The sequence below is a fragment of the Flavobacteriaceae bacterium genome (genome assembly GCA_014075215.1).
In the GTDB taxonomy this organism is placed as follows: domain Bacteria; phylum Bacteroidota; class Bacteroidia; order Flavobacteriales; family Flavobacteriaceae; genus Polaribacter.
On record CP046177.1, the window covers coordinates 1993619 to 2018888 of the forward strand.

The 25270-nt window shown below is 34.0% G+C and carries 25 protein-coding genes and 1 pseudogene; 13 read left to right on the forward strand and 13 right to left on the reverse strand.

Annotated features, from left to right (window positions below; genetic code table 11):
• Window positions 1-90: 90 nt before the first annotated feature.
• From GKR88_09795 to ilvA, 9 genes are all read left to right on the forward strand, one after another.
• Window positions 91-1266 (forward strand): 2-isopropylmalate synthase, encoded by a 1176-nt coding sequence (locus GKR88_09795; GenBank protein ID QMU64545.1) that lies wholly within the window; start codon window positions 91-93, stop codon window positions 1264-1266.
• Window positions 1266-2648, forward strand: a complete 1383-nt coding sequence (gene leuC, locus GKR88_09800; protein ID QMU64546.1) for a 3-isopropylmalate dehydratase large subunit — start codon at window positions 1266-1268, stop codon at window positions 2646-2648. The genes GKR88_09795 and leuC overlap by 1 nt, the downstream gene beginning before the upstream one ends.
• Window positions 2648-3226: a 3-isopropylmalate dehydratase small subunit gene (gene leuD, locus GKR88_09805; GenBank protein ID QMU64547.1), complete on the forward strand. Its 579-nt coding sequence runs from the start codon at window positions 2648-2650 to the stop codon at window positions 3224-3226. Before leuC ends, leuD begins: the two co-directional genes overlap by 1 nt.
• A gap of 9 nt (window positions 3227-3235) precedes the next feature.
• Window positions 3236-4351, forward strand: coding sequence for a 3-isopropylmalate dehydrogenase (leuB, locus tag GKR88_09810; protein ID QMU64548.1), 1116 nt, complete (start codon window positions 3236-3238; stop codon window positions 4349-4351).
• Between the two features lie 293 nt (window positions 4352-4644).
• The gene (gene ilvD, locus GKR88_09815) at window positions 4645-6324 is read left to right on the forward strand and encodes a dihydroxy-acid dehydratase (GenBank protein ID QMU64549.1); all 1680 of its coding nucleotides are present in this window, start codon (window positions 4645-4647) and stop codon (window positions 6322-6324) included.
• Window positions 6325-6377: 53 nt separating this feature from the next.
• Window positions 6378-8111: a biosynthetic-type acetolactate synthase large subunit gene (gene ilvB / locus GKR88_09820; GenBank protein QMU66690.1), complete on the forward strand. Its 1734-nt coding sequence runs from the start codon at window positions 6378-6380 to the stop codon at window positions 8109-8111.
• 138 nt (window positions 8112-8249) lie between these two features.
• Window positions 8250-8783, forward strand: a complete 534-nt coding sequence (gene ilvN / locus GKR88_09825) for an acetolactate synthase small subunit (GenBank protein ID QMU64550.1) — start codon at window positions 8250-8252, stop codon at window positions 8781-8783.
• A gap of 134 nt (window positions 8784-8917) precedes the next feature.
• Window positions 8918-10420, forward strand: coding sequence for a ketol-acid reductoisomerase (ilvC, locus tag GKR88_09830; GenBank protein ID QMU64551.1), 1503 nt, complete (start codon window positions 8918-8920; stop codon window positions 10418-10420).
• A gap of 3 nt (window positions 10421-10423) precedes the next feature.
• Window positions 10424-11686, forward strand: a complete 1263-nt coding sequence (ilvA, locus tag GKR88_09835) for a threonine ammonia-lyase IlvA (protein QMU64552.1) — start codon at window positions 10424-10426, stop codon at window positions 11684-11686.
• Window positions 11687-11722: 36 nt separating this feature from the next.
• Here ilvA and GKR88_09840 read toward each other — a convergent pair whose 3' ends face one another.
• From GKR88_09840 to GKR88_09900, 13 genes and pseudogenes are all read right to left on the reverse strand, one after another.
• Window positions 11723-12229 carry a DUF4920 domain-containing protein gene (locus GKR88_09840; GenBank protein QMU64553.1) on the reverse strand — a complete coding sequence of 169 codons (507 nt, stop codon included), beginning with the start codon at window positions 12227-12229 and terminating at the stop codon, window positions 11723-11725.
• Between the two features lie 105 nt (window positions 12230-12334).
• A pseudogene (locus GKR88_09845) lies at window positions 12335-13198 on the reverse strand (KilA-N domain-containing protein).
• A 167-nt stretch (window positions 13199-13365) separates the two neighbouring features.
• Window positions 13366-14223 (reverse strand): IS3 family transposase, encoded by an 858-nt coding sequence (locus GKR88_09850; protein ID QMU64554.1) that lies wholly within the window; start codon window positions 14221-14223, stop codon window positions 13366-13368.
• Window positions 14223-14594 carry a transposase gene (locus GKR88_09855; GenBank protein ID QMU64555.1) on the reverse strand — a complete coding sequence of 124 codons (372 nt, stop codon included), beginning with the start codon at window positions 14592-14594 and terminating at the stop codon, window positions 14223-14225. Before GKR88_09855 ends, GKR88_09850 begins: the two co-directional genes overlap by 1 nt.
• A gap of 184 nt (window positions 14595-14778) precedes the next feature.
• The gene (locus tag GKR88_09860; GenBank protein ID QMU64556.1) at window positions 14779-15168 is read right to left on the reverse strand and encodes a hypothetical protein; all 390 of its coding nucleotides are present in this window, start codon (window positions 15166-15168) and stop codon (window positions 14779-14781) included.
• A 71-nt stretch (window positions 15169-15239) separates the two neighbouring features.
• Entirely contained in the window at window positions 15240-15737 is a 498-nt protein-coding gene (locus tag GKR88_09865) for a hypothetical protein (protein ID QMU64557.1), read from the reverse strand.
• Between the two features lie 335 nt (window positions 15738-16072).
• Complete coding sequence (locus tag GKR88_09870) at window positions 16073-16492, reverse strand: hypothetical protein (GenBank protein ID QMU64558.1); 420 nt, start codon at window positions 16490-16492, stop codon at window positions 16073-16075.
• A gap of 15 nt (window positions 16493-16507) precedes the next feature.
• Window positions 16508-18130, reverse strand: coding sequence for a hypothetical protein (locus tag GKR88_09875; GenBank protein ID QMU64559.1), 1623 nt, complete (start codon window positions 18128-18130; stop codon window positions 16508-16510).
• Window positions 18131-18300: 170 nt separating this feature from the next.
• A complete protein-coding gene (locus tag GKR88_09880; protein ID QMU64560.1) occupies window positions 18301-19131 on the reverse strand; it encodes a site-specific DNA-methyltransferase in 831 nt (276 codons plus the stop codon).
• 5 nt (window positions 19132-19136) lie between these two features.
• Entirely contained in the window at window positions 19137-20051 is a 915-nt protein-coding gene (locus tag GKR88_09885; GenBank protein QMU64561.1) for a HindIII family type II restriction endonuclease, read from the reverse strand.
• A 7-nt stretch (window positions 20052-20058) separates the two neighbouring features.
• Window positions 20059-20319 (reverse strand): hypothetical protein, encoded by a 261-nt coding sequence (locus GKR88_09890; GenBank protein QMU64562.1) that lies wholly within the window; start codon window positions 20317-20319, stop codon window positions 20059-20061.
• Between the two features lie 132 nt (window positions 20320-20451).
• Complete coding sequence (locus tag GKR88_09895) at window positions 20452-21309, reverse strand: IS3 family transposase (GenBank protein ID QMU64563.1); 858 nt, start codon at window positions 21307-21309, stop codon at window positions 20452-20454.
• Window positions 21309-21680: a transposase gene (locus GKR88_09900; GenBank protein QMU64564.1), complete on the reverse strand. Its 372-nt coding sequence runs from the start codon at window positions 21678-21680 to the stop codon at window positions 21309-21311. Before GKR88_09900 ends, GKR88_09895 begins: the two co-directional genes overlap by 1 nt.
• Window positions 21681-21795: 115 nt before the next feature.
• Here GKR88_09900 and GKR88_09905 point away from each other — a divergent pair, with 115 nt between their 5' ends.
• From GKR88_09905 to GKR88_09920, 4 genes are all read left to right on the forward strand, one after another.
• Complete coding sequence (locus GKR88_09905; GenBank protein ID QMU64565.1) at window positions 21796-22317, forward strand: hypothetical protein; 522 nt, start codon at window positions 21796-21798, stop codon at window positions 22315-22317.
• Between the two features lie 382 nt (window positions 22318-22699).
• The gene (locus tag GKR88_09910; GenBank protein ID QMU64566.1) at window positions 22700-23494 is read left to right on the forward strand and encodes an ApaLI family restriction endonuclease; all 795 of its coding nucleotides are present in this window, start codon (window positions 22700-22702) and stop codon (window positions 23492-23494) included.
• The gene (locus GKR88_09915; protein ID QMU64567.1) at window positions 23481-24695 is read left to right on the forward strand and encodes a site-specific DNA-methyltransferase; all 1215 of its coding nucleotides are present in this window, start codon (window positions 23481-23483) and stop codon (window positions 24693-24695) included. Before GKR88_09910 ends, GKR88_09915 begins: the two co-directional genes overlap by 14 nt.
• A 344-nt stretch (window positions 24696-25039) precedes the next feature.
• Window positions 25040-25231: a hypothetical protein gene (locus GKR88_09920; GenBank protein ID QMU64568.1), complete on the forward strand. Its 192-nt coding sequence runs from the start codon at window positions 25040-25042 to the stop codon at window positions 25229-25231.
• Window positions 25232-25270: the final 39 nt, after the last annotated feature.

Genomic DNA, 25270 nt, shown 5'->3' on the forward strand with positions numbered 1-25270 from the left:
TAACTATCGTAATGCCTATAGATAAAAAAGACATCTTTGAAATGCCAATATATACATTTGATTTTTATTTATACAATCATTTAATAAGAGATGCAGCATCATAAAGTTGAAATTTTTGACACCACGTTAAGAGACGGTGAGCAAGTACCCGGATGTAAATTAGATACACCGCAAAAGTTGGTTATCGCCGAGCAACTGGATTCTTTGGGAGTTGACATTATTGAAGCAGGTTTTCCTGTTTCCAGTCCGGGAGATTTTTTATCTGTCCAGGAAACTTCCAAAGTCATTAAAAACGCTACTGTTTGCGGTCTGACCAGAGCAGTAAAAAAAGATATTGAAATAGCTGCCGAAGCATTGAAATACGCTAAAAAACCCAGAATACATACGGGGATAGGTACCAGCGAATCTCACATAAAATATAAATTTCAATCTACACAGGAAGAGATTATCGAAAGAGCAAAAGCCTGTGTTTCTTTAGCAAAAAACTTTGTTGACGATGTAGAGTTTTATGCAGAAGATGCAGGGAGGACAGACAATACTTTTCTGGCAAAAGTCTGTGAAGAAGTAATCAAAGTCGGTGCTACGGTTTTAAATATACCTGATACTACAGGCTATTGTTTGCCGGATGAATACGGTGCAAAAATCAAGTACCTTAAAGAGCATGTAAAAAGAATTGACGATGTGACCATTTCTTGTCATTGTCATAATGATTTGGGTATGGCCACTGCTAATTCTATCTCGGGAGTCATCAACGGAGCCAGGCAAATAGAATGTACTATTAATGGAATTGGTGAACGTGCCGGAAATACAGCATTAGAAGAAGTAGTCATGGTGCTGAGACAACACTCTTATTTAAATCTTCATACGAACATCAATACCAAACTTTTATATGAGACTAGTTTAATGGTAAGAGATCACATGGGAATACCCGTACAACCGAATAAAGCCGTTGTAGGCGCAAATGCTTTTGCACATAGTTCCGGGATTCATCAGGACGGAATGATAAAGAACAAAGAAACCTATGAAATCATAAACCCGAAAGATGTCGGAGTAGATGAAAGCTCTATTGTTCTTACCGCAAGAAGCGGTAGAGCAGCATTGGCTTACAGGGCAAAAAAGATCGGATATTTGCTCACTAAAAAACAATTGGATATTGCTTATCTGACGTTCCTGGAATTTGCAGACAAGCAAAAAGAAGTTATAGACGATGATATTCATGCAATTATGAAACAAGTAAGTAAAACATCTAAAATAATTGCCGCTTAATGGGAAAAACACTGTTTGATAAAGTTTGGGATGCACATATTGTAGATGTCATTAAAGACGGTCCGGAAATCTTATATATAGACAAACACCTGATCCATGAGGTTACGAGCCCTCAGGCTTTTAGTGAACTGGAAGAACGAAATATCCCGATTGCCAGGCCCGATAAGATTGTAGCCACGGCAGACCACAATACGCCAACTGTTGATCAACACCTGCCTGTTAAAGATGCACTTTCCAGAAATCAATTGGTTCAATTGGCCAAAAACTGCGAAAAAAATAATATTCCGTTATATGGTTTGGGACACAAATACAATGGTATTGTACATGTTATTGCTCCTGAACTTGGGATAACACAATCGGGAATGACAATGGTTTGCGGAGATTCTCATACTTCTACTCACGGTGCTTTTGGAGCCATTGCGTTTGGAATAGGAACCAGTCAGATTGCACAGGTGTTTGCAAGTCAGTGTTTACTGCTTCAAAAACCCAAAAAATTAAGAGTAAACGTAAACGGAAAACTTAAAAAAGGAGTATTGCCTAAAGATGTAATTTTATATATTATTGCAAAATTAGGAACCAACTCCGGAACCGGATATTTCTGTGAGTATGCGGGAAATGTATTTGAAGAAATGTCTATGGAAGGAAGAATGACCGTTTGCAATATGAGTATAGAAATGGGAGCAAGAGGAGGGATGATTGCACCCGACCAAACTACTTTCGAATATATGAAAGGAAGGAAATTTGTGTCAAAAGGAGAGGAGTTTGACACTAAAGTAGCATTTTGGAAGACCTTAAAAACAGATAATAATGCGAGCTTTGATCAAGAATATTTTTTAGATGCCGCAGGTATTGAACCTATGATCACTTACGGAACAAACCCGGGAATGGGAATGAAAATAACTGAAACTATTCCGGATCATGACAATAGCTCTTTTGAAAAGTCATTACAATACATGAATTTTAAGAAAGGAGCCTCTTTAATTAATACCCCTGTCAATTATGTGTTTATCGGAAGCTGTACAAACTCAAGAATAGAAGATTTTAGAGTTGCTGCAAATTATATCAAAGGAAAACAAAAAGCGTCGAATGTCAATGCCTGGCTGGTTCCGGGCTCTCGCTTGGTTGCAAAGCAAATTGTAGAGGAAGGCCTGCAAACCATTTTTGAAGAGGCGGGATTTACATTGCGTCAGCCGGGCTGCTCTGCCTGTTTGGCTATGAATGATGACAAAATCCCCGAAGGAGAATACTGCGTTTCAACATCCAATAGGAATTTTGAGGGAAGACAAGGACAAGGTTCAAGAACCATATTAGCAAGTCCGTTAGTAGCTGCAGCAACAGCCATAGAAGGCAAATTAACAGACGTAACCAAACAGTTGAATTAATGAAAAAATTTGTTGAGTTAACAGATACGGCAATTCCTTTAGCTACGGAAAATATAGATACCGATCAGATTATTCCGGCTCGCTTTCTAAAAGCGACTGATAAAAAAGGTTTTGGTGATCATGTTTTTAGAGACTGGCGTTTTCATAAAGATGATAGTGTCAATCAGGATTTTATATTGAATAATCCCAAATATAAAGGTTCCATTTTAGTAGCCGGAGATAATTTTGGATGCGGATCCAGTAGAGAACATGCAGCCTGGGCATTAGCAGGATACGGATTTAAAGTAATTATCAGTAGCTTTTTTGCCGACATTTTTAAAGGAAATGCATTGAATAATGGCTTACTGCCTATACAAGTTTCAGCTGAATTTCTGGAAAAATTATTGAGTAAAATACAGGAAAACCCATTATACGAACTTACAATTAATCTGGAAAGCCAGGAGCTGCAAACATCTTTTGATACGATTCGTTTTGAGATCAATCCGTATAAAAAATTATGTATGTTAAACGGATATGATGACATCGATTTTTTACTGAGCAAAAAAGAAAAAATACACGCATACGAAGCAACTATATAAAATAATGATATGAAATTTAATTTAGCAGTCATACCCGGAGACGGAATAGGCCCCGAAGTAATAGCAGAGGCTAAAAAGACTTTAGAAGCAATAGCACATCAATACAACCACACTTTTTTATTTAAAGAAGGACTGATGGGTGCGTGTGCTATTGATAAGGTTGGAAACCCTTTACCTGATGAAACCGTCGAATTGTGTAAAAAATCCGATGCGGTTTTGTTTGGAGCCATAGGAGATCCTAAATACGATAATAACCCGTCTGCAAAAGTGAGACCGGAACAGGGACTGCTTAAATTACGTAAAGAACTTGGATTATACTGTAATGTACGACCGGTAAAAGCTTATGACAAGTTAATAGAAAACTCCCCTTTAAGAAAAGAAATTATCAGAGATACGGATATTGCCATTTATAGAGAACTCACAGGAGGAATTTACTTTGGAATAAAAGAGTTAAGCGAAGACGGTAAAGTAGCATTCGATGGCAGTTCTTACTCGGTAGAAGAAATAGAGAGAGTTGCTCATCTGGCATTTAAAGCAGCGCAAAGCAGAAAGAAAAAGGTAACATTGGTAGATAAAGCAAATGTTTTGGAAACCTCTCGTTTGTGGAGAAAAACAGTTACTGATTTGGCAAAAAAATACCCGGATATTACATTAGAGTTCTTATTTGTAGATAATGCTGCCATGCAACTTATTTTAAACCCTAAGCAGTTTGATGTGATTCTCACAGAGAACTTATTCGGAGATATTATTTCTGATGAAGCAAGCGTTATAGGGGGATCTATAGGACTCCTTGCATCTGCTTCTCTAGGTAAAGAAACAGCGCTTTTTGAACCCATTCACGGCTCGTTTCCGGAAGCCAAAGGAAAAGGTATTGCAAATCCCCTGGCATCCATATTGTCAGTGGCAATGTTGTTAGAGCACTTAGGGTTGCAAAAAGAAGCAACGGCTGTGGAAAAAGCCGTAGAAAAGTCATTGGAAATTGGAATAACTACAGAAGATATAGGTTCGGAAAAATCATTTTCTATTTCAAAAGTAGGCGATTTTATTGCTGATTATATTGAAAATCAAGAAGACAGTAATATAAATTTCAAGAATATATATTTAGGCCAGAGCACTATTATTTAAACTTTAAAATACGGATACATTTCATAGCTCGTTTTTACCTCTTTAAAAAACCATACGTGATTTTAGCTAAAATAAAATTTTGGATATCATAATTGGTAATAATTAAGTTGCTTATAAACAGGTTTTTATATATTAAAATAACCGAATGAGCCTAGTCGCATAAAAAAAATATCGCATCACCTGAAGTATCAAATAGCTAATTTAGAAACCTCATAAAGAAAAGAAACATATTACAAGCAAAATAGTATATCACAACACTGAATTTGTAAACCGAAAAGAGTGGGAAAAACACGATGAAAGCATTGAACAAATACAGCAAAACCGTTACTCAGGACCCAACACAACCGGCAGCACAAGCCATGCTCCATGCCATAGGTTTATCCAAAAAAGATATGACAAAACCTATTGTTGGAATTGCGAGTACCGGGTATGAAGGAAATCCGTGCAACATGCATCTAAACGATTTGGCGAAGCTGGTAAAAAAAGGGACGGAAAACGAATGTATCGTTGGATTAATTTTTAATACGATTGGTGTGAGTGATGGAATTTCTATGGGAACTCCGGGAATGCGGTACTCATTACCGTCGAGAGATATTATTGCAGACTCTATGGAAACCGTAGTACAAGCTATGAGTTATGACGGGTTGGTTACAGTAGTGGGTTGTGATAAAAATATGCCGGGAGCCTTAATGGCAATGATTCGATTAAACCGACCTTCTGTTTTAGTATACGGAGGAACCATTGACTCCGGGTGCCACAACGGAAAAAAATTAGATGTAGTATCTGCTTTTGAAGCTTGGGGCAGTAAAGTGGCAGGAACCATAACAGAAACCGAATACCGGCATATCGTAGAAAAAGCATGCCCCGGAGCAGGTGCTTGCGGTGGGATGTATACGGCAAATACCATGGCATCTGCCATAGAAGCACTGGGAATGGCACTGCCCTTTAATTCTTCAAACCCGGCGTTGAGTGATGCCAAAAAAGAAGAATCCGTGAGAGCAGGAGAAGCTTTAAAGCTGCTATTGGAGAAAGACATCAAACCCTCGGATATCATCACTAAAAAATCTTTGGAAAACGCAGTGCGTTTAGTTACTGTTTTAGGAGGGTCAACCAATGCCGTATTGCATTTTTTAGCCATAGCAAGGGCAGCACAAATTGATTTTACCTTAGAAGATTTTCAAAATATTAGTAACAATACACCCTTTTTGGCAGATTTAAAACCAAGCGGTGAGTATTTGATGGAAGATGTTCATGCAGTCGGAGGAATTCCTGCGGTGTTAAAATATTTACTAAAGCAAGGGTTATTACACGGAGATTGTTTAACCGTAACAGGAAAAACCCTGTCGGAAAACGTATTAGATGTCAATGATTTGGCAGAAGGTCAGGATGTGATAAAACCTGTGGGAGCACCGATAAAAACATCCGGACATTTAAGAATGCTATATGGAAACCTGGCTCAGGAAGGAAGCGTTGCTAAAATTACAGGAAAAGAAGGGTTGAAATTTTCAGGAAGAGCAAAAGTTTTTGAAGGAGAATATGCAGCCAATAATGGAATTCGCGATGGAAAAGTAGCCAAAGGAGAAGTCATTGTTATTCGTTATGAGGGGCCTAAAGGAGGACCGGGAATGCCGGAAATGTTAAAACCAACGGCTGCTATTATGGGTGCGGGGCTAGGAAAAGAGGTAGCGTTGATTACCGATGGAAGATTTTCGGGAGGAACACACGGTTTTGTAGTGGGGCATATTACACCGGAAGCACAAGATGGAGGGGTGATAGCGTTGGTAAAAGATGGCGATATCATTACCATAGATGCCGAAAAAAATACCATTCGGTTAGAGGTTTCCGATGAAGAAATTCAAAAAAGAAAAGAACAATGGACTGCTCCTCAGCTAAAATTCGAGAGAGGAGTTTTATATAAATACGCAAAAACAGTATCATCGGCCTCGGAAGGCTGTGTAACAGATGAGTTTTAAAATAAATTTAGCATTCTGTTTGTTCTGAAAACAGGATTCAAATAGATAACATGATGAGTACACAAACAATAAAAACAGGAGTAAAAGTAAAGGAAGCTACAGAACGTATTCAGGGAAGCGAAGCAGTCGTAAAATGTTTACTGGCAGAAGGTGTTGATACGTTATACGGATACCCGGGAGGAGCTATTATGCCTGTTTATGATGAACTATATAAATACCGGGATACATTACACCATGTACTCACCAGACATGAACAGGGAGCAACACATGCAGCCCAGGGATATGCAAGGATTTCAGGAAAAGTCGGAGTGGCTATTGCAACTTCCGGGCCCGGAGCAACAAATTTGATTACTGGCATTGCAGATGCACAAATTGATTCTACTCCTATGGTATGTATTACCGGGCAAGTGGGTTCTCATTTGCTAGGAAGCGATGCTTTTCAGGAAACGGACATTGTAGGAATTTCGACGCCCGTAACAAAATGGAATCATCAAATTACCAGAGCTTCCGAAATTCCCGAAGTTTTTGCCAAAGCTTTTTATATTGCCAGAAGTGGCAGGCCGGGGCCCGTATTAATTGATATCACCAAAGATGCCCAGTTTGAAACATTTGATTTTGTATATAAAAAATGCGATGGAATCAGGAGCTATAAACCGGTTCCGGAAGTAGCCATTGAAAAAGTGAAGGCGGCAGCAACATTGATTAACAATGCTAAAAAACCGATGATCGTTTGGGGTCAGGGTGTGATCCTGGGGGAAGCAGAAAACGAACTGAGAGCAGTAATAGAAAAAGCAGGAATCCCTTCTGCCTGGACGATTTTAGGAGCTTCGGCAATCCCAACCTCATATCCGTTAAATATAGGAATGGTGGGAATGCATGGAAATTACGCACCTAACAAATTGACCAATGAATGTGACGTGTTAATTGCCATTGGAATGCGTTTTGACGACCGGGTAACAGGAAACCTGGACACCTATGCAAAACAAGCAAAAATAATTCATTTTGAAATTGACCCTGCCGAAGTTGATAAGAATGTAAAAACAGATATTGCCGTTTTAGGAAATGCAAAAGGAAGCTTACGACAGTTATTGCCCTTTTTAAAACCAAATACGCACCCGGACTGGCATCATAAATTTAAGGGTTTATACAAAATCGAATTTGAAAAAGTAATCCAATCGGATTTGTATCCGGAAAAGGAAGGACTGACAATGGGAGAGGTATTGAGAGAAATTAACGCACAAAGTAAAGGAAAAGCAGCCATTGTTTCAGATGTTGGTCAGCATCAGATGATTGCCTGTCGATATGCCGATTTTAATATCACAAAAAGCAATATCACTTCCGGAGGGTTAGGCACTATGGGATTTGCCTTGCCTGCAGCTATTGGAGCAAAAATGGCAGCTCCGGAGAGAGATGTAATTGCCATTATTGGAGACGGAGGCTATCAAATGACCATTCAGGAGTTGGGAACCATTTTTCAGACGAAGGTGCCTGTAAAAGTAGTAGTATTAAATAATGACTTTTTAGGGATGGTTCGCCAGTGGCAGCAATTGTTCTTTGATAAAAGATATGCATCAACAGAGTTGGTAAACCCCGATTTTGTAACCATTGCCGAGGGGTATCATATTTCGGCAAAAAGAGTAGTAAAGCGCTCTGAACTTAAAGAAGCTGTAGAAGAAATGATGAAATGTGAAGAAGCGTATTTCTTAGAAGTTTGTGTAGAAAAAGAAGACAATGTATTCCCTATGATTCCGACGGGCGCATCGGTTTCGGATATACGTTTGTCTTAAAATAAAGTTAGAAAGTTAAAAAAGTTTAAAGTCGAAAATATAATATAAATCAATAAAGAATATAGAATAAAGATGATTTAATGAGAAGTAGCAAAAAATCTATTCTCTTTCATCTATTTTCTTTTCTCTTTTTTAAATATGGAAGATCAAAAACAATTATATACAGTATCTATTTATACGGAGAACAACATCGGTTTGTTGAATAGGATCTCGGCAATTTTCCAGCGAAGACATATCAATATTGAAAGTATTAATTCTTCGGTATCGGAAATTGAAGGAGTGTCAAGATTTACTATCGTTGTAGCTGTTACAGAAGTACAAATGAAGAAAATTCTTGGCCAGATAGAAAAACAGGTAGAAGTGATAAAAGCCTACTACCATACGGATGAAGAAATCATTTACCAGGAATCCTGCTTGTTTAAAATCAAATCCGATTTATTATTTGATGAGCGACAAATTCAAAATATCATTAAAGAAAGCAATGCGAGGATTGTTACCGTAAATAAAGAATTTTTTGTATTGGAGAAATCAGGGAGAAAAAGTGAAGTCGAATTATTATATAGAGAACTGAGTGCTTTCGGAATTATGCAATTTGTACGTTCGGGAAGAATTTCCGTAAGCAAAGAAAAAATGCAAATATCACAAATGCTGGCTGCATTTAATATGGTTTAAAGTTAGAAAGTTAAAAGTTGGAAAGTTTAACATTCTCAAAGTTATAATGTAGGTTTTTATACTTTCCAACTTTTCAACTGTATTTTTTTGAGAACAAATAAAAGTTATATCATACAATTATAAAATAAAACATCATGGCAAATTATTTTAATACACTATCGCTAAGAGATCAATTAGCGCAGTTAGGAAAATGCAGATTTATGAACCCTTCGGAATTTGAAGACGGAGTGAATGCATTATCAGGTAAAAAAATAGTCATTATAGGCTGCGGAGCTCAAGGGTTAAATCAAGGATTGAATATGAGGGATTCGGGATTAGACGTTTCATATGCATTAAGGGCAATCGCAATTCAGGAAAAAAGGGCATCTTATAAAAATGCAAAAGCAAACGAGTTTGTTGTCGGAACCTACGAAGAACTTATCCCTACAGCAGATTTGGTACTGAACCTGACACCGGACAAGCAACATACAAATGTCATAGAAGCAGTGATGCCTTTGATGAAAAAAGGAGCGACATTGTCTTATTCTCATGGATTTAATATTGTGGAAGAAGGCATAAAAATTCGCGAAGACCTTACTGTAATCATGGTTGCGCCAAAATGCCCCGGAACAGAAGTAAGAGAAGAATACAAAAGAGGCTTTGGAGTACCCACCTTAATAGCCGTACATCCGGAAAACGATCCTGAAAATAAAGGTTGGGCACAAGCAAAAGCTTATGCTGCCGCAACAGGAGGCCACAGAGCAGGGGTCTTGGAATCTTCTTTTGTTGCCGAAGTAAAATCCGATTTAATGGGAGAACAGACCATTTTGTGCGGCGTATTGCAAACAGGATCTATACTTTGTTTTGATAAAATGGTTGAAAAGGGAATGGATTCAAACTATGCGGCAAAGCTAATTCAATATGGATGGGAAACGATTACGGAGGCACTAAAACACGGTGGAATTACCAATATGACAGACAGGCTTTCCAACCCTTCAAAAATCAAAGCATATGAATTATCTGAAGAATTAAAAGGAATTATGAAGCCTCTTTTTGAAAAACATATGGATGATATTATTTCCGGATATTTTTCACAAACTATGATGGAAGATTGGGCAAATGAAGATGTAAACCTTTTAACCTGGAGAAAAGCAACAGGAGAAACCGCTTTTGAAAAAACAGCGTTAACCTCCGATAAAATTTCGGAGCAGGAATATTTTGACTGTGGAGTACTAATGGTTGCTTTTGTAAAAGCAGGAGTGGAACTGGCTTTTGAAACGATGGTAAGTGCCGGAATTATTGAAGACTCTGCATATTATGAATCATTACATGAGTTGCCTTTAATTGCCAATACCATAGCCAGAAAAAAATTATATGAAATGAACCGTGTGATTTCCGATACGGCAGAATATGGATGTTATTTATTTGACCATGCATGTAAACCTTTATTGGTTGATTTTATGAAAACCGTGGAAACCGATATTATTGGAACTCCGTTTAATGAGTCAAATCAGGTAGATAATAGAAAGTTGATTGAGGTAAATGACACTATTAGAAATCACCCGATAGAAGCGGTCGGAAAAAGACTGCGTAGTGCCATGACAGCGATGAAAGCAATCAAAACAGAAGTAAACAAAGAAGCTGCAGTTTTAGTTTAATTGATGAAAACGGAAACCATATATCGTCCGACAGTAGCAACTATTCGAGATGCCGCAGCTAATTTAAAAGGTGTTGCGCTAAGGACACCTTTGATCAAAAATGACAGGTATTCCAGGTCATTCCTAAGCAATATCTTTTTTAAACGCGAGGATCTGCAACCAGTACGATCGTATAAAATCAGGGGAGCGTACAACAAGATTTCTTCATTAACAAAAGAAGAGCAAAAAAAAGGAATTATATGTGCAAGTGCAGGAAATCACGCACAAGGAGTAGCTCTTTCTTGTAAGCTGTTAAAGATTCACGGAATCATTTATATGCCTGCTCCGACTCCAAAACAAAAAATCGATCAGGTAAAGATGTTTGGTGAAGAATACATTGATGTGATTCTGACAGGAGATTCTTTTGACGATGCTCAATATGCTGCCAGGTTAGAAAGCAACCGATTGCAAAAGGCTTTTATTCATCCTTTTGACGATGAAAAAATTATTGAAGGTCAGGCAACTGTCGGCCTTGAAATACTGGAACAAGCTGTAGCGCCTGTTGATTATATTTTTGTGCCGGTTGGCGGGGGCGGACTTTTGGCAGGGTTATTATCTTATGTAAAACAAGTCGCTCCCAAGACGAAGGTCATTGGCGTGGAACCGGAAGGAGCACCTTCTATGTCAATCTCCATAGAAGCAGGAGAGAGTATACAATTAGAAACCATAGAGAGCTTTGTGGACGGAGCCGCAGTAAAACAAGTCGGTCATCTGAATTTTGCATTGTGCAAAGAACATCTGGACGATATGATAACAATTCCCGAAGGAAAAGTATGTCAGGTTATTTTGGATTTATACAATAAAGAGGCTACTGTTGTTGAACCCGCCGGAGCTCTGAGTATTGCAGCTTTGGATGTATACAAAGACAGAATTAAAGATAAAAATATAGTGTGTGTGATTAGTGGTAGTAATAATGATATTACGAGAACGGCAGAGATCAAAGAACGCGCTTTGTTACACGCTGATTTAAAACATTATTTCATCATAAAATTCCCGCAAAGAGCAGGGGCATTGCGAGAATTTGTTGCTGATATTTTAGGCCCGAATGATGACATTACCCATTTTGAGTATACCAAAAAAACCAATAGAGAAAACGGTGCTGCCGTAGTAGGTTTGGAACTAAAATCAGTTACGGATTTAAAGCCCTTAATTGCCAGAATGAAACGCTATAATTTTTACGGAGATTATTTAAATGATAAGCCCGATTTATTTCAGTTTTTGGTTTAAAACAAATTTGTAGAAAAACTGAGAAACTTGAAACTTTTATTTCTTCATCAAAACGCCACTTGCTTCAAAAGTAAATACTAATTTCGGTGCTGTGATTTTTGCAATATCCTCTTTTGTTTTGCCCGCATCTTCGGCATAATGTTTCAAATCCGCTACAGAAGTTTCTTTTACTGTGGCCATCCCTGCTACAATCACCTTTATACCCTTGGCGTCCGGAGGCATAAAAAAGTCATAATCTTTAAAACGTACCATAGTTTCGGTAGTAGTATCCAAGGATAATTTCATCCAATACCCTTTTTTTGAACACACTTCATTAATATTTGAAGTAAATGCCACTTGAATAGTATCTCCAACTGTTAAATTTTTGAATTTTTCCAGCATTTTGGCAGCGGTCAATATAGTATCGGTTGTAATTTTTGCTCCAAAAGCATCATATTCCGGAGTATTCTTTTCTTTTGCCGGTTCCTTTTTTGCCGATGAAACATCCTTACAAGCAATAAAAGCGATTCCTGAAAAAAGTAAAAATACTATGATTTTCTTCATTCTTTGATAATTTGAATATCGGATAAAGGTAGTGAACTCGTTTAAATTTTTTTAATTTGTTGGAAAAAAGAGATGAATAAATTATTTGAATGATGTAGATCTTAGTCACTTATCAGCTTTTGGTAAATATGTATCATCTGAATCTCGTTTTATTGATTTAGTGGTATTTTTCTCATTTAATATATGTAACTGGTATTTAGCCACTTCATATAGTTTATTAAAACGTTCTTCTTTACTTAATTTTAGCTTAATGAATTCTGAATTCAGAGATTCTAAATTTGCCAAAACTTCTAATTCATTAATGCTAGCAAAATCTCTAATATTCTTATTTTGAGATGCTAATTTTGTATTTGCATCTCGCCACTGTTTTGCAGTACAACCGAACAGAGCAATCAATAAATCTGCTTCTTCAACATAATGAACCCATTCTATTTCTTTAGAAAATGTAGATTCCGGAATGATATGTTTTTCCACAGCATCAGTTTGAATGTGGTAATTGACTTTGCTCAAAATCCTTTTTGGTACTCCACTCTATATTGTAGCGGTTGTTTTCAATTTCTTTGAGTCTCTGAAACTCCTTTAATAGCATTAGTTTAACCTTGGACTAATCCAAGGCCTAAACTCAAAAGCGATATCCTTGTGTGCGTATGTTCCGCCATATCTCCCTGCTTTGGAAATTAGCCCAATGGCTTGAGTTTTTTCAATCCATTTTTTAGCGGACAAATAGAATCGATTTAACCCAGCTTCATTTTTAATTCCCTCGAATTCGAGGGAATTAAAATCTGAGTTATTTAGTTCTTCCCATATTCCTAAGAACTCTATGGTATTTTTATTTCGTAACCAATTCTCTATAATGGCACTTCCACCGTCTAAATCTCTAACCATATCAGTAAGAGAGATATAATCAGATTCTTTAAATTCTATGACTGCAATAGATGTCTTGTCGACAATTATTTTTTTGGACTTCATAATTTCAAAAGTATAAAAAGGAGACATTGTTAAATAAATATACATTTGATATATTTGTAAAAAACGATGAACTGTACACGATGTAATTCGAATAATAAAGTAAAGAGAGAGAGATAGTGAATCAAAGTGTCTCGTCCTAAAATAGGGCTACAGTTAATTATTAAAATTTATGCTACATTTTTGTGCACGTAATTAGGTGTTTTATAATCTAAAGATAAATGTAATCTTTTATTATTATATAATTTGATTGCATTTTTTGTTGCTTTTTTGGCGTGATTGATATTTGTAAATGTTTGGTCGAGGAAGAATTCATCTTTTAAAATTCCGTTAACTCTTTCGGCCATTGCGTTTTCGTAGCAATGATTTTCTTGGGTCATACTGATTTGTATCTTTTTTCTTTTCAAAATTTGAGTATAAACATTGCTACAATATTGTATTCCTCTATCAGAATGATGTATGATTTCTTCGGTATTTTTAGTTTGATAAATAGCTTTATTTAAAGCTCTAACACAGCCTTTAAGTTCTAAACTATCACTAATATCATAGCCTACTATTTTTCTTGAATACATATCAGTAATAAGTGCTAAATAACAAAATCCATTTATAGTTCTTATATAGGTAATATCCGAAGCCCAAACTTGGTTAGGTCTATTAATGATCAGGTCTTTTATGATATTTTTATATTTATAAAAACGATGGTAAGAGTTGGTTGTTTTAGAAGAATATTTTTTCCTTCTAATTAACAAATTATTTTCTTTTAAGATTCTAAATAACTGGTCTCTACCTATATTTATATTCTGTTTCCTAAAATCATTATGTAAGGATTTCATTAGCTTTCTAGTACCTTCTCTGGGTAATGTTTTCCTGCTTTTTTTAACAAGCATTATTACATTTTGTTCTATTTGTTTTTTAAAAACAAACCTTTTTTGATATTTGTAATAAGCATCTCTTTTTAACTCGAAAGCATTACAAATAGTAGCGATGGCGTACCTTCTTTTTTTTCTATTAATCGGTGCTATTTTCATTAAGGCTTTATGTTTAAGTTTTTTTTTAATTCTTCAACATTTTTATAGCCAAGATTTTCAGCAGCTACTTCAAGATAACTATCATTCACAAGTTTATCTAGATCCTTTTTAATAAGAAGATCTTTGAGTTGTTTTAGCTCTTTTTGAAGGGCTTTAATACGGGATAATTCGTCGTCTGTTTGCACGGTTACACGGGTGTTCATTAAATCTTTACGGTCATATTTTTTAATCCATACGTTTATCGTACTAGATTGTATGCCGTAAGTTAAGGCAATTTGTCTTTTGGAATGGTTTCCTTTGGTAAGTTCTGCTAATACTTTGAGTTTAAAACTCTCACTATAACGTCTTACATATCCATCATTTTTATACATATACTTGTTGTTTTTTGTATACATATTTCAGGACGGGTCAGTATTATGCCCAACGTTAATGTATATGGTTTGTTGCGTGTATAAATGTACTAAATTTTCGACAAAGCAATAACTTTATAAAAAATCACTTAACTTTGATTAAGCGATTTATAGCAATAAACTATATACCGTGTTGGTAGCCGTTTTATTTAATGTTTTCTGTCTTTATATTTAAAAAATAATCTTGAGGTAATTTATTCATAACTATCCAAAAAATCAAAGTAATTGGTAAAATCAAATAACTTAAAGTTTTAATTATAGATCTTTTAATGAGTTTTTTTTCACTAGCGTTAACTTTAATTCTAAATAAAAATTTTCCCAATGTTATTCCTTTGTTTAATAAATCAGAAAGAATAAAATATATAAGATAGAACAATATTATCGGCGTAACTTTTACTTTCCAGATATTATTAAACATTTCAAAATCATAAGTATTGTATTCTAAATTAAAAAGAGAGTTTAGTAGAGAGAAAATGAAAACAACAATAAGATTGTCTACAAAAAAAGCTAAAATTCGTTTCGTCATTATATTCATTGTAATTGTTTTTAAATAATTCTAATTTTAGACTATCTCAATTAATTGAGATAGTCTAAAATAGGAATAAATTATGATTTAATAAGTTTTGTATTTACATAGAATTTATTATCCTTCTTTATAACTTTATAAGAACCAGATTTAATAGAAAAATCATTTTCAAATATTTTTTCTTTACTAGATTCTTTAATTTTCAATTCCGTTATTTCATCTCCATATTTTGACATTAAATCCGAAATATCAATAAACCCGTCAAGTAAGCTAGCCTGTTGATTACTACTACTTTCAGTCCAACAACCTGGGTTTTGGCACATTACTCCTCTACAACCACAACAGACAGTAACCTCTGTTGATATTTCGACAACAACTAGAACAAGTGTTACAGTAAACGTTCTACAACTTTTCACTAAATCACTTTCATTATTCTCATATGCAATCGATGTATCACAAAAACAATTTTCAACAAAACCATTCTGTTCATAATTTCCTTCAGAGTTTTCAAATTCTGTATTAGCAAATGTAAATGAGCTAACTAACATTAATGTAAAAATAAAAAATACTTTTTTCATCGTTTAGATATTTTAAGTATTAACCAATTTTAATATTGGCTTGGGAACTGTTCCCGATGATAACCTTTTATTTCCACATTTTGTTTACTACTCTCGGTTCAATTTCTCTTAAGCGAGTGACTTTTGTCATTTCAAGTTATGACTTTTCTTTTTTTGAACCGTTGATTTTTAACGTAATGTTTCTGTCAAATGGATACCAACGGTTTGTATAAGCATAGTAAGGGATTTGTAAGCTATTAGTTTCGGTTTATAAAATTACTTTTACAAACACAAAACTACTTTTAAATTTATGCTCTTAACCCTTATTATGCTTATACGTTGTTGTAGGCAGTATTTTATTTAGTTTTATACTCTATTTTACTTTTCTTTAAGTTTTTATATTTCAATCTAGCGATTGAGTCAACTGATTTGCTAAAAGCAAAATTAATGCAGTCACTAAAAATTGGTTTTTTACCTCCATAATCTGAATATTTTATTTCTCTAATATTCTTCGATAGCTGTGCGCCAAGTTCTTTTGCTTTTAAAACATCTGAATGATATAAAACAGCAGTTTCTATGGCAGTTCCCAAGTCATTATTTGCTCTACTAAACTCTGCGAAACTTCCATTAGTTGCTTCATTTATGCAACCGTATAGTACTGCTTTTTTATATGATATAATATATTCATTTTTAGTACTGCCTATATGTTTTTGGCTTTTACAAGAATTGAATAACATAGCTATTGTAATAATGATTATTTTACCTAATTTTAACATAAATATTATACTTTTTTAGTTCAATGTCCAAATTCGAATCGACTTCACTCCGCCAGTAGGTGTTGTATATGCATTACTAATACAATCACCGTTAATTATTGCATCAACATGTCCAGAATATCCAGCTTGAATATGACTATTATTTATTATGACGTAAATACCATTTTTTCCACTTAATAAATTTGCCACTTTTACTGGGTCATTTGCATCAGTACCAGTCAATTCATGAGTAGCATCTCCAAATTTATCTCTCATATATTTATCAAATGATACAGCATCAAGTATGTAGTTGTTATTGTCACCTCCTTTTTGTGTCCTCTGCCCAACACCTGGGTAATTAAGTACGGGAATACTAATACCTGAATAAAGTAAACCTCTAGAACCTCTAATTGAGCAAGCATTACTATATGCACTTGGATTATTTAAATGACTATTTAATAAACTACCCCCAACCATGTGGTAAACATTAGTTGTTGGCATTTCAGAATAATTACCTGCTGTACCTCTTTTTGGAAAATTATCAACAAAATCCTCAAATGATGGTAATTCTTGTTGTATTAAAGGCGTATCATAAGTTATGTTATTTGGGTCTATATTCAAATTAGGTTCAGTATAGTCAGGTGTGTTTAGAAACCAATCTTCAATTAATTCCCAAGGTATATCTGCATTATTCATTAATGCCGATAAAGCCGCTGTAATGGCATTTGAATTACTAGTAGGAAAAGCATTTAATAATAGATTAACTAACGCATCATTATCATGATTATTTATCCAGCTTATTTGTCTTGAAGTAAGTTGGCTTTCACCACCTAATGCATTTATTAAAAAAGAAGGTGCAGCAGAAGTTCCATCAGGGTTCATTGGAATAGTAGGAATATTATTGTCATTTCCACTTCCTCCAGAAGTTCCTCCGCCTCCGCCACCTCCAGTGCCAGAACCGCTTCCTGAACCATCGCCACTTCCACCTCCGCCACCACCAGAGCAAACTTCCGCCCAAACGTGAATATACTCTGTTGTTGTCCAAGCTGGGTCCCAACAACCATCTATGGTACATTGATAAGTTACCTCAATAGTTACTAATTCAAAAGAACAACCTGACCTGCTGTATAAATTCACTTGATTATAATCTATTTCTTGGATGGATGATTTATCTGTTAAATCTACATCAACACCGTTATTTAAATCAGTACGTTCTTGTTCGGTTAAGTTATAAGTAGTTAAATAAGCTTTATACGTACCATTTTCTTGGGAAGACAAAACAATGTTTTCAAGGTCATAATTCCCTTCTTCTGCTTCAATCGAAAATGTATAGGAATGGTGAGTGCCGTCATTACTTTCAATATATATAGCTTCATCAGTATTTAATTCATAAGTAGTTTGTTCAGATGAATTTGAACGATTGGCTAAACCATTTTTTTTCGTTTTAAAAGAAGCATTTAATTCAGATAGTGTCTGTACAAGTTTTGTGTTGTTTTCAAATTCTGAAAATCTGATTTTGTCAACAGAATAGTCTTGCTTTTCAGTTGTCAAATTTTCCTCGACAACTTCATTTTCAGTTTCACATGCTGTAAAAAAGAAGAGTGAAATTCCTAATATTAGAATTCCGATTTTGTTTAGGTGGTTAATTTTCATTTTCATAATTTACCGTTGTTTTAAATGTTAATAATTCAGTTTGTTGGTCAGCGATATTGCCTACAACGGTCTAGTATAAGAATAGTAGCGGGTTAAAATTCACTAACTTTTCACTTAAACACAGGCTTTTTTTATATTTATTTACTTTCGATTTAGCGATTGAGCCGCTATTATTTTTATACATTGTTGTAAGCAGTGCTTTCTTCCTTAAATAATCTCGGTTGTTGTTCAAATTCCTTAATTCTATCTTTTGCTAATTCGCAATATTCTTTACTCATATCAATTCCAATATAGTCTCTACCTAATTGTAAAGCCGAAAGACAAGTTGTCCCACTTCCATTCATTGGATCAAGAACTAAATCTCCTTCGTTAGTCCAAGAATTAATATGGTCTCGTGCTAAAGCCATAGGAAATGGTGCTGGGTGTCCTTTTGCAGCTTGGTCTTCTTTTTTCTTACCAACAACATACTCCCAAATGTTTCCTTTGATTTTTTGTTTCTTTACAGGTTTAGCCATTTTACCTCTTTTCTGTTCTCCTTTCGAGTAATTTTTATAGGTTGTTCCATTAAGCTGTAATCCTGCGTGTAAGCAATCTATTTTTATTGAATTGTGTGTTTTGACTTTTCCTTTACTAAAAACAAACATATATTCAAATATTCCGTTATATCTCTTTCTGTAAATTTGAGGAATAGGGTTTGTTTTTTGAAAAATCATTGTATCGTGAAGATTGAAGCCTATTTCATTAAAATATAATGCTTGTTTAAAACTTGTCCCTGTTTCACTTCCTTTAATAGTTGCATCATTTACAACCCAAACAACAATTCCACCTTCTTTAGTTATTCGATATAGTTCTTGAGCAATTTTCTCAAATGGGAAAACAAAACCTTTGTAGGTTCTTAAATTGTCATAAGGTGGCGAAGTCAATATTAAGTCAATGAAATTGTCATCAAACTTTTTCATTACTTCTACACAATTTCCCTCTAATATTTTATTTCTGTATTTCTCCATACTATTTATTTTACACCAAACAATCCATTGTCAGAAATACGTTTGATAATTTCTATTTTACTCTCAATTTTACTTGCTTTAACAAGTTCTTTCAATGCTTCTTGGTGTGACATTCTCATTATTTTTTCTCGTTCTAACGATAAATATTTTAAAGCTTCCACTTTTGCAATTTCAATCGATTCTGTCGCTGCTATCTTTTCATCTTGCCATAATTCAAATATTGATTTTGAAGATCCAAGAATTGTCTTATTTACACCAAGCCAATAGTCTACTGCACTTTTTGAAGGATTTAAAGCAGGAACAGTTTTGAAAATATCGAGTAGTAAGTTTTCTGCCTTGTTTTGGCTAACTTCGCTAGCATATCTTACTAAAAGAGATAAGTGTGAATAAGTAAAAACACAAACATTTCTGGCAATAGCTTGTTGGTAAATTTGGCTATTCCTACTTGGAAGTTGATAGATTGGGCAAACAACCATTGCATAAGGTTTTCCGTGTTTCCATCTGTCCATTGCTTGTACCTTAAAATCTTTTTGATTTTTAGCTGTTCTACTTAACCTAAAAGCCTTTGCATCTGCAACAAAACTAAAGTTTTTTCCAAAACCTTCAACATCTGCAACATCAGCCCTTTCGGTTATAACAAGACTTTTTAACCCAATAGATTTATACGCAAAAGCTAAGAGAGCATCTGTATATTTTGAATATTGTTTTTCTTCACTTGAATCGTGGTGATAAGATTCAGGTATATTGCCACAAAGTCTTAAATGGTCTAAAAGGCTTGAAATTCCATTTTGACTTAACTCTTTACCTAATTCATTTTCTATTAGTTCAGAATTGGAAGCAAAATCACCTTCAATATTGTCTATTTTTTCAACCCAACTATTTCTCCTTTTAATTGCTTCTTCTGATATTATTTTACCCATATTTTAATTAGCTGACTATTAAATTTCCCTTTTTTATTTTTAAATTAATAAAGTCATTCTCTATTTCTTCCATTCTTTTTTTTCCAAATGGAATACGTCTATATTTATAATCTACTTTTCTGTTTGAGTAAACTTTATTGTTAAATTCAATATTTACGGTTTTAGCATTGCCTAAAAGTGTTTTAACTTCAAAATCTTGATTTAGTTTCCAAGTTATAATTCCGTAATCTCTATTTCGCTTTTTTAATTCAAGTTTCAAAGATTCCATATATTAAAATTAAGCTTTATTTAAGCTTTAAAAGTACGATAAATATTTTGAATTGAAGTTGTAATTTGAAGATTAGCAGAATTTTTTCCGCATGTCTCGTCCTAAAATAGGGCTACAGTTAATTATTAAAATTTATGCTACATTTTTGTGCACGTAATTAGGTGTTTTATAATCTAAAGATAAATGTAATCTTTTATTATTATATAATTTGATTGCATTTTTTGTTGCTTTTTTGGCGTGATTGATATTTGTAAATGTTTGGTCGAGGAAGAATTCATCTTTTAAAATTCCGTTAACTCTTTCGGCCATTGCGTTTTCGTAGCAATGATTTTCTTGGGTCATACTGATTTGTATCTTTTTTCTTTTCAAAATTTGAGTATAAACATTGCTACAATATTGTATTCCTCTATCAGAATGATGTATGATTTCTTCGGTATTTTTAGTTTGATAAATAGCTTTATTTAAAGCTCTAACACAGCCTTTAAGTTCTAAACTATCACTAATATCATAGCCTACTATTTTTCTTGAATACATATCAGTAATAAGTGCTAAATAACAAAATCCATTTATAGTTCTTATATAGGTAATATCCGAAGCCCAAACTTGGTTAGGTCTATTAATGATCAGGTCTTTTATGATATTTTTATATTTATAAAAACGATGGTAAGAGTTGGTTGTTTTAGAAGAATATTTTTTCCTTCTAATTAACAAATTATTTTCTTTTAAGATTCTAAATAACTGGTCTCTACCTATATTTATATTCTGTTTCCTAAAATCATTATGTAAGGATTTCATTAGCTTTCTAGTACCTTCTCTGGGTAATGTTTTCCTGCTTTTTTTAACAAGCATTATTACATTTTGTTCTATTTGTTTTTTAAGAACAAACCTTTTTTGATATTTGTAATAAGCATCTCTTTTTAACTCGAAAGCATTACAAATAGTAGCGATGGCGTACCTTCTTTTTTTTCTATTAATCGGTGCTATTTTCATTAAGGCTTTATGTTTAAGTTTTTTTTTAATTCTTCAACATTTTTATAGCCAAGATTTTCAGCAGCTACTTCAAGATAACTATCATTCACAAGTTTATCTAGATCCTTTTTAATAAGAAGATCTTTGAGTTGTTTTAGCTCTTTTTGAAGGGCTTTAATACGGGATAATTCGTCGTCTGTTTGCACGGTTACACGGGTGTTCATTAAATCTTTACGGTCATATTTTTTAATCCATACGTTTATCGTACTAGATTGTATGCCGTAAGTTAAGGCAATTTGTCTTTTGGAATGGTTTCCTTTGGTAAGTTCTGCTAATACTTTGAGTTTAAAACTCTCACTATAACGTCTTACATATCCATCATTTTTATACATATACTTGTTGTTTTTTGTATACATATTTCAGGACGGGTCACATATTTCAGGACGGGTCAGCTTGAAAAAATCGTACTTCAATTTAGCATATCGCTAAATTTCGTAACTTTAGACTATGAAAAAAATTGAACAGGGATTTATAATTGATAGGCTGACAGATTCGATTCTGAACACAATCTCTGGCGACAGTTTTCAAACGGAAATTTCGACACTTAAAAAGTCAGATTTAAAGAATATTCTCAAGAAAAATGGTTGGAACTTTGACTGGAAAACGGAGTTTAATGACCTAAAAAAAGAGGTCTACAAACTGACAATTGTAAATAATCCCGATATAATTCAAGGACTTTTGAGTATCACAATAGAGAGTGACCATATTTATATGGGTTTACTGGAAAGTGCACCTTTTAATATTGGAAAAGATAAGCTTTATGAAGGTGTTGCTGGAAATTTGGTAGCATATGCTTGCAAAATTTCATTTCAAAAAGGATACGATGGATTTGTGGCATTTACAGCGAAAACAAGCCTGATTAATCACTATGAGGAAACTCTAGGAGCATATCATTTTAAAAATCAACGAATGATAATCGACACAGAGCCAGCCAAATTTCTAGTTACTAAATATTTTAAAACGAGATAAACATGGGACACATAGCAGAACCAAAAGGAGTAGATTTTTTAATTAAAAGTCCTCCACTAACTGACAAGGAAAGAAAAGAATTGAGCGAACATATAAGAAAACGCAAAATTGAACTCGAAAAAAAGACCGTACCAAAAAGAAGACCACGCACAAAAGAAAAGCCGAAAGCATAACAATGTATATAAAAAATAGGCGAAACAGTAATATAATCAAGGCTTTTGGCTCGTATCAAAGTTTGTTCTTAACCAAAAGTTTAGTGCTTCGAAATCGCCTACTTTTTCATATACTAGACCGTTAGGCACAATAAGAGTACGACCGTAAAAAGAACTAAATTTTGTACCTTTGTAAGAGCAAAGAATAAAACAGAAAACAAAAGAAATAAATGGCGAAAATTGAACGATATAAAAAAGCTGAACTTGTTGAATATTGTAAAAGTATTGGACTGGAAACCAAAGGTAAAGGAAAGAGTATTTTAATGGAGGAAGCTTTGGAATATGGGGACAATGAAATTCGTCAAGCAATAGAAAAAGGAGCAGGACTTCAATTATTAACTTCTAAAATGGAAATATTAGCTGAAGAATATGCTAATAATCTTAATTCCAAAATAGAAAACCGAAAAGAAGAAATGAAAGGGGATGACAACTCTCATTATCTTATTTATCGAGTTTTAGGAATAACCACAACAGAAGGACAACTAATTGATGAATATCAAAATACGGGTCGATTTCTTTATAAATATGCTGGTTCGTTTCTTGAAGAAGCTGCTTCTCTATGTCTTAAATTCAATAATGTTGGAGGAGGTAAAACTCTAGTTGAAAACAATCTAGGTCAAAGACCAAAAACATTTGAAATAGATTTTTTGGATGGTAATAATGCAATTGAGATAAAATGGAGAGACGCCACAACTGATGGAGACCACATAACAAAAGAGCACACAAGAGTAAAAGCAATAGAAAGTTATGGTTATACTCCAATAAGAGTAATTTTTTACTATCCACAAAGGGAACAAGCGAAAAGAATTCAAGCGACCTTAAAAACAATTTACACAGGAGTTAAAGGGCAATATTATGGTGGTGAAGAAGCTTGGGATTTCATTAAAGAATACACTGGATTTGACTTAAAAGAGATTTTGACAATAATAGCAGACAAAAGAACGCCAGAGGATGAAAACAAATAAAATATATTTAGGTAATTGTCTTGAAAGGTTAACAGAAATAGAATCAAACTCTGTTGACTTGGTGTATTTTGATCCTCCGTTTTTCACACAAAAAAAACATAGTTTAGTTACTAGAGATAATTCTAAAAAGTATGAATTTTGTGACAGTTGGGATTCTTTAGAAGATTATTTAGAATTAATTGAATCTTGTCTTAAAGAATGTAATAGAGTTCTAAAAAACACAGGAAGTGTGTTCTTACATTGTGATAAAATAGCTTCACATTACATTCGAGTTTCGTTGGACAAAGTTTTTGGAATGAAAAACTTTAGAAGCGAAATTATTTGGAGTTATAAAAGATGGTCTAATTCAAAAAAAGGATTGTTAAATTCTCATCAAAATATTTACTTCTATTCAAAAAGTAAGGATTTTAAATTTAATCAATACTACACAGATTATGCTCCAACAACTAATCTTGACCAAATTTTACAAGACAGGCAAAAGACCTCAAATGGAAAGTCTGTTTATAAAACAGATAAAAGCGGAAATATAGTTTTAGGAAAAGAAAAAAAAGGTGTGCCATTATCTGACACTTGGGAAATTCCATATCTAAATCCAAAAGCAAAAGAAAGAGTTGGTTACCCAACTCAAAAACCAGTTTTACTTTTAAATCAAATAATAAAAATTGTAACTGACAAAGGAGATTTGGTTGTTGACCCTTTTTGTGGTAGTGGTACGACTTGTGTTGCTGCTAAATCTATGAATAGAAACTTTATTGGAATAGACGCTTCTAAAGATGCTGTTGATTTAGCTAACCAAAGATTAGAAGAGATGATAATAACCGATTCTGCTTTACTCAAAAAAGGTTCAAAAAGCTATCTTGAAAAAACGGAATATGATACTGCTCTATTAAAAAGTATTGATGCTTTACCTGTTCAACGAAATTCAGGAATAGATGGGTTCCTAAAAGCTCATTTCCAAGAAAAACCAGTTCCTGTTAAAATACAGAGTGATAGTGAAACTCTAAATGATGCGATTGAAAAATTAGAACGAGCTTGTTTAGGGAGAGAATATCATTTAAAAATTGTTATTCAAACAAAAAAAGAAGCAAAGGGAAATAGATTGTTTGATTTTATATCAGATGTAAGAATAATCAAATCAGATAAATTAAAGATTGAGGAAATGAAAGAAGAAATTACTGTGCCTAACAAAGTGTATAAGTAATTGCTGATTTTTGCTACTCTAGAAAGTTTTTTACAAGTCTTAAAGTTGGTGCATATTTACAAAGTTGATTACTAAATTCACGCAACTACTCATAGCCCAACCGATATAAAAAATAGCAGAAAAGTGCAAGTTTCAAAATTTGTACTTTTCTGCTATCTTTGTTTTTAAACTGAAAGAATTAGCTTTTTAGTCTGCTACTTTTCATATACTAAAACGTTGGCAACAAGGCTGGATGACTCACACGGAGAAAAAGGGCTGAAAAAATGTTTTAGAAATTGATAAAAGCCATTCACAATTTCTAAAGTTTAACTAAATTTGAATGGTATAACTTAAAATTATTTATTATGAAATCATTAGATTTAAGTCAGATGGAAATTGTTACAGCTGGAGAATGTTACAGCTGTGGACAAGCTGTATTTATGGCAGCAGCAATGGGTAGTTGGTTTTTTGGAGGCATAGGAGCTGCTATAGGAGCAGGACTAGCTGCACTAGGACCAAATTGTTTAGATATGCAAGATACAGGAGCATGTGAGTAAATTTGAAGAAAACACCTAAGCATTTTTTATTTTGCTTAG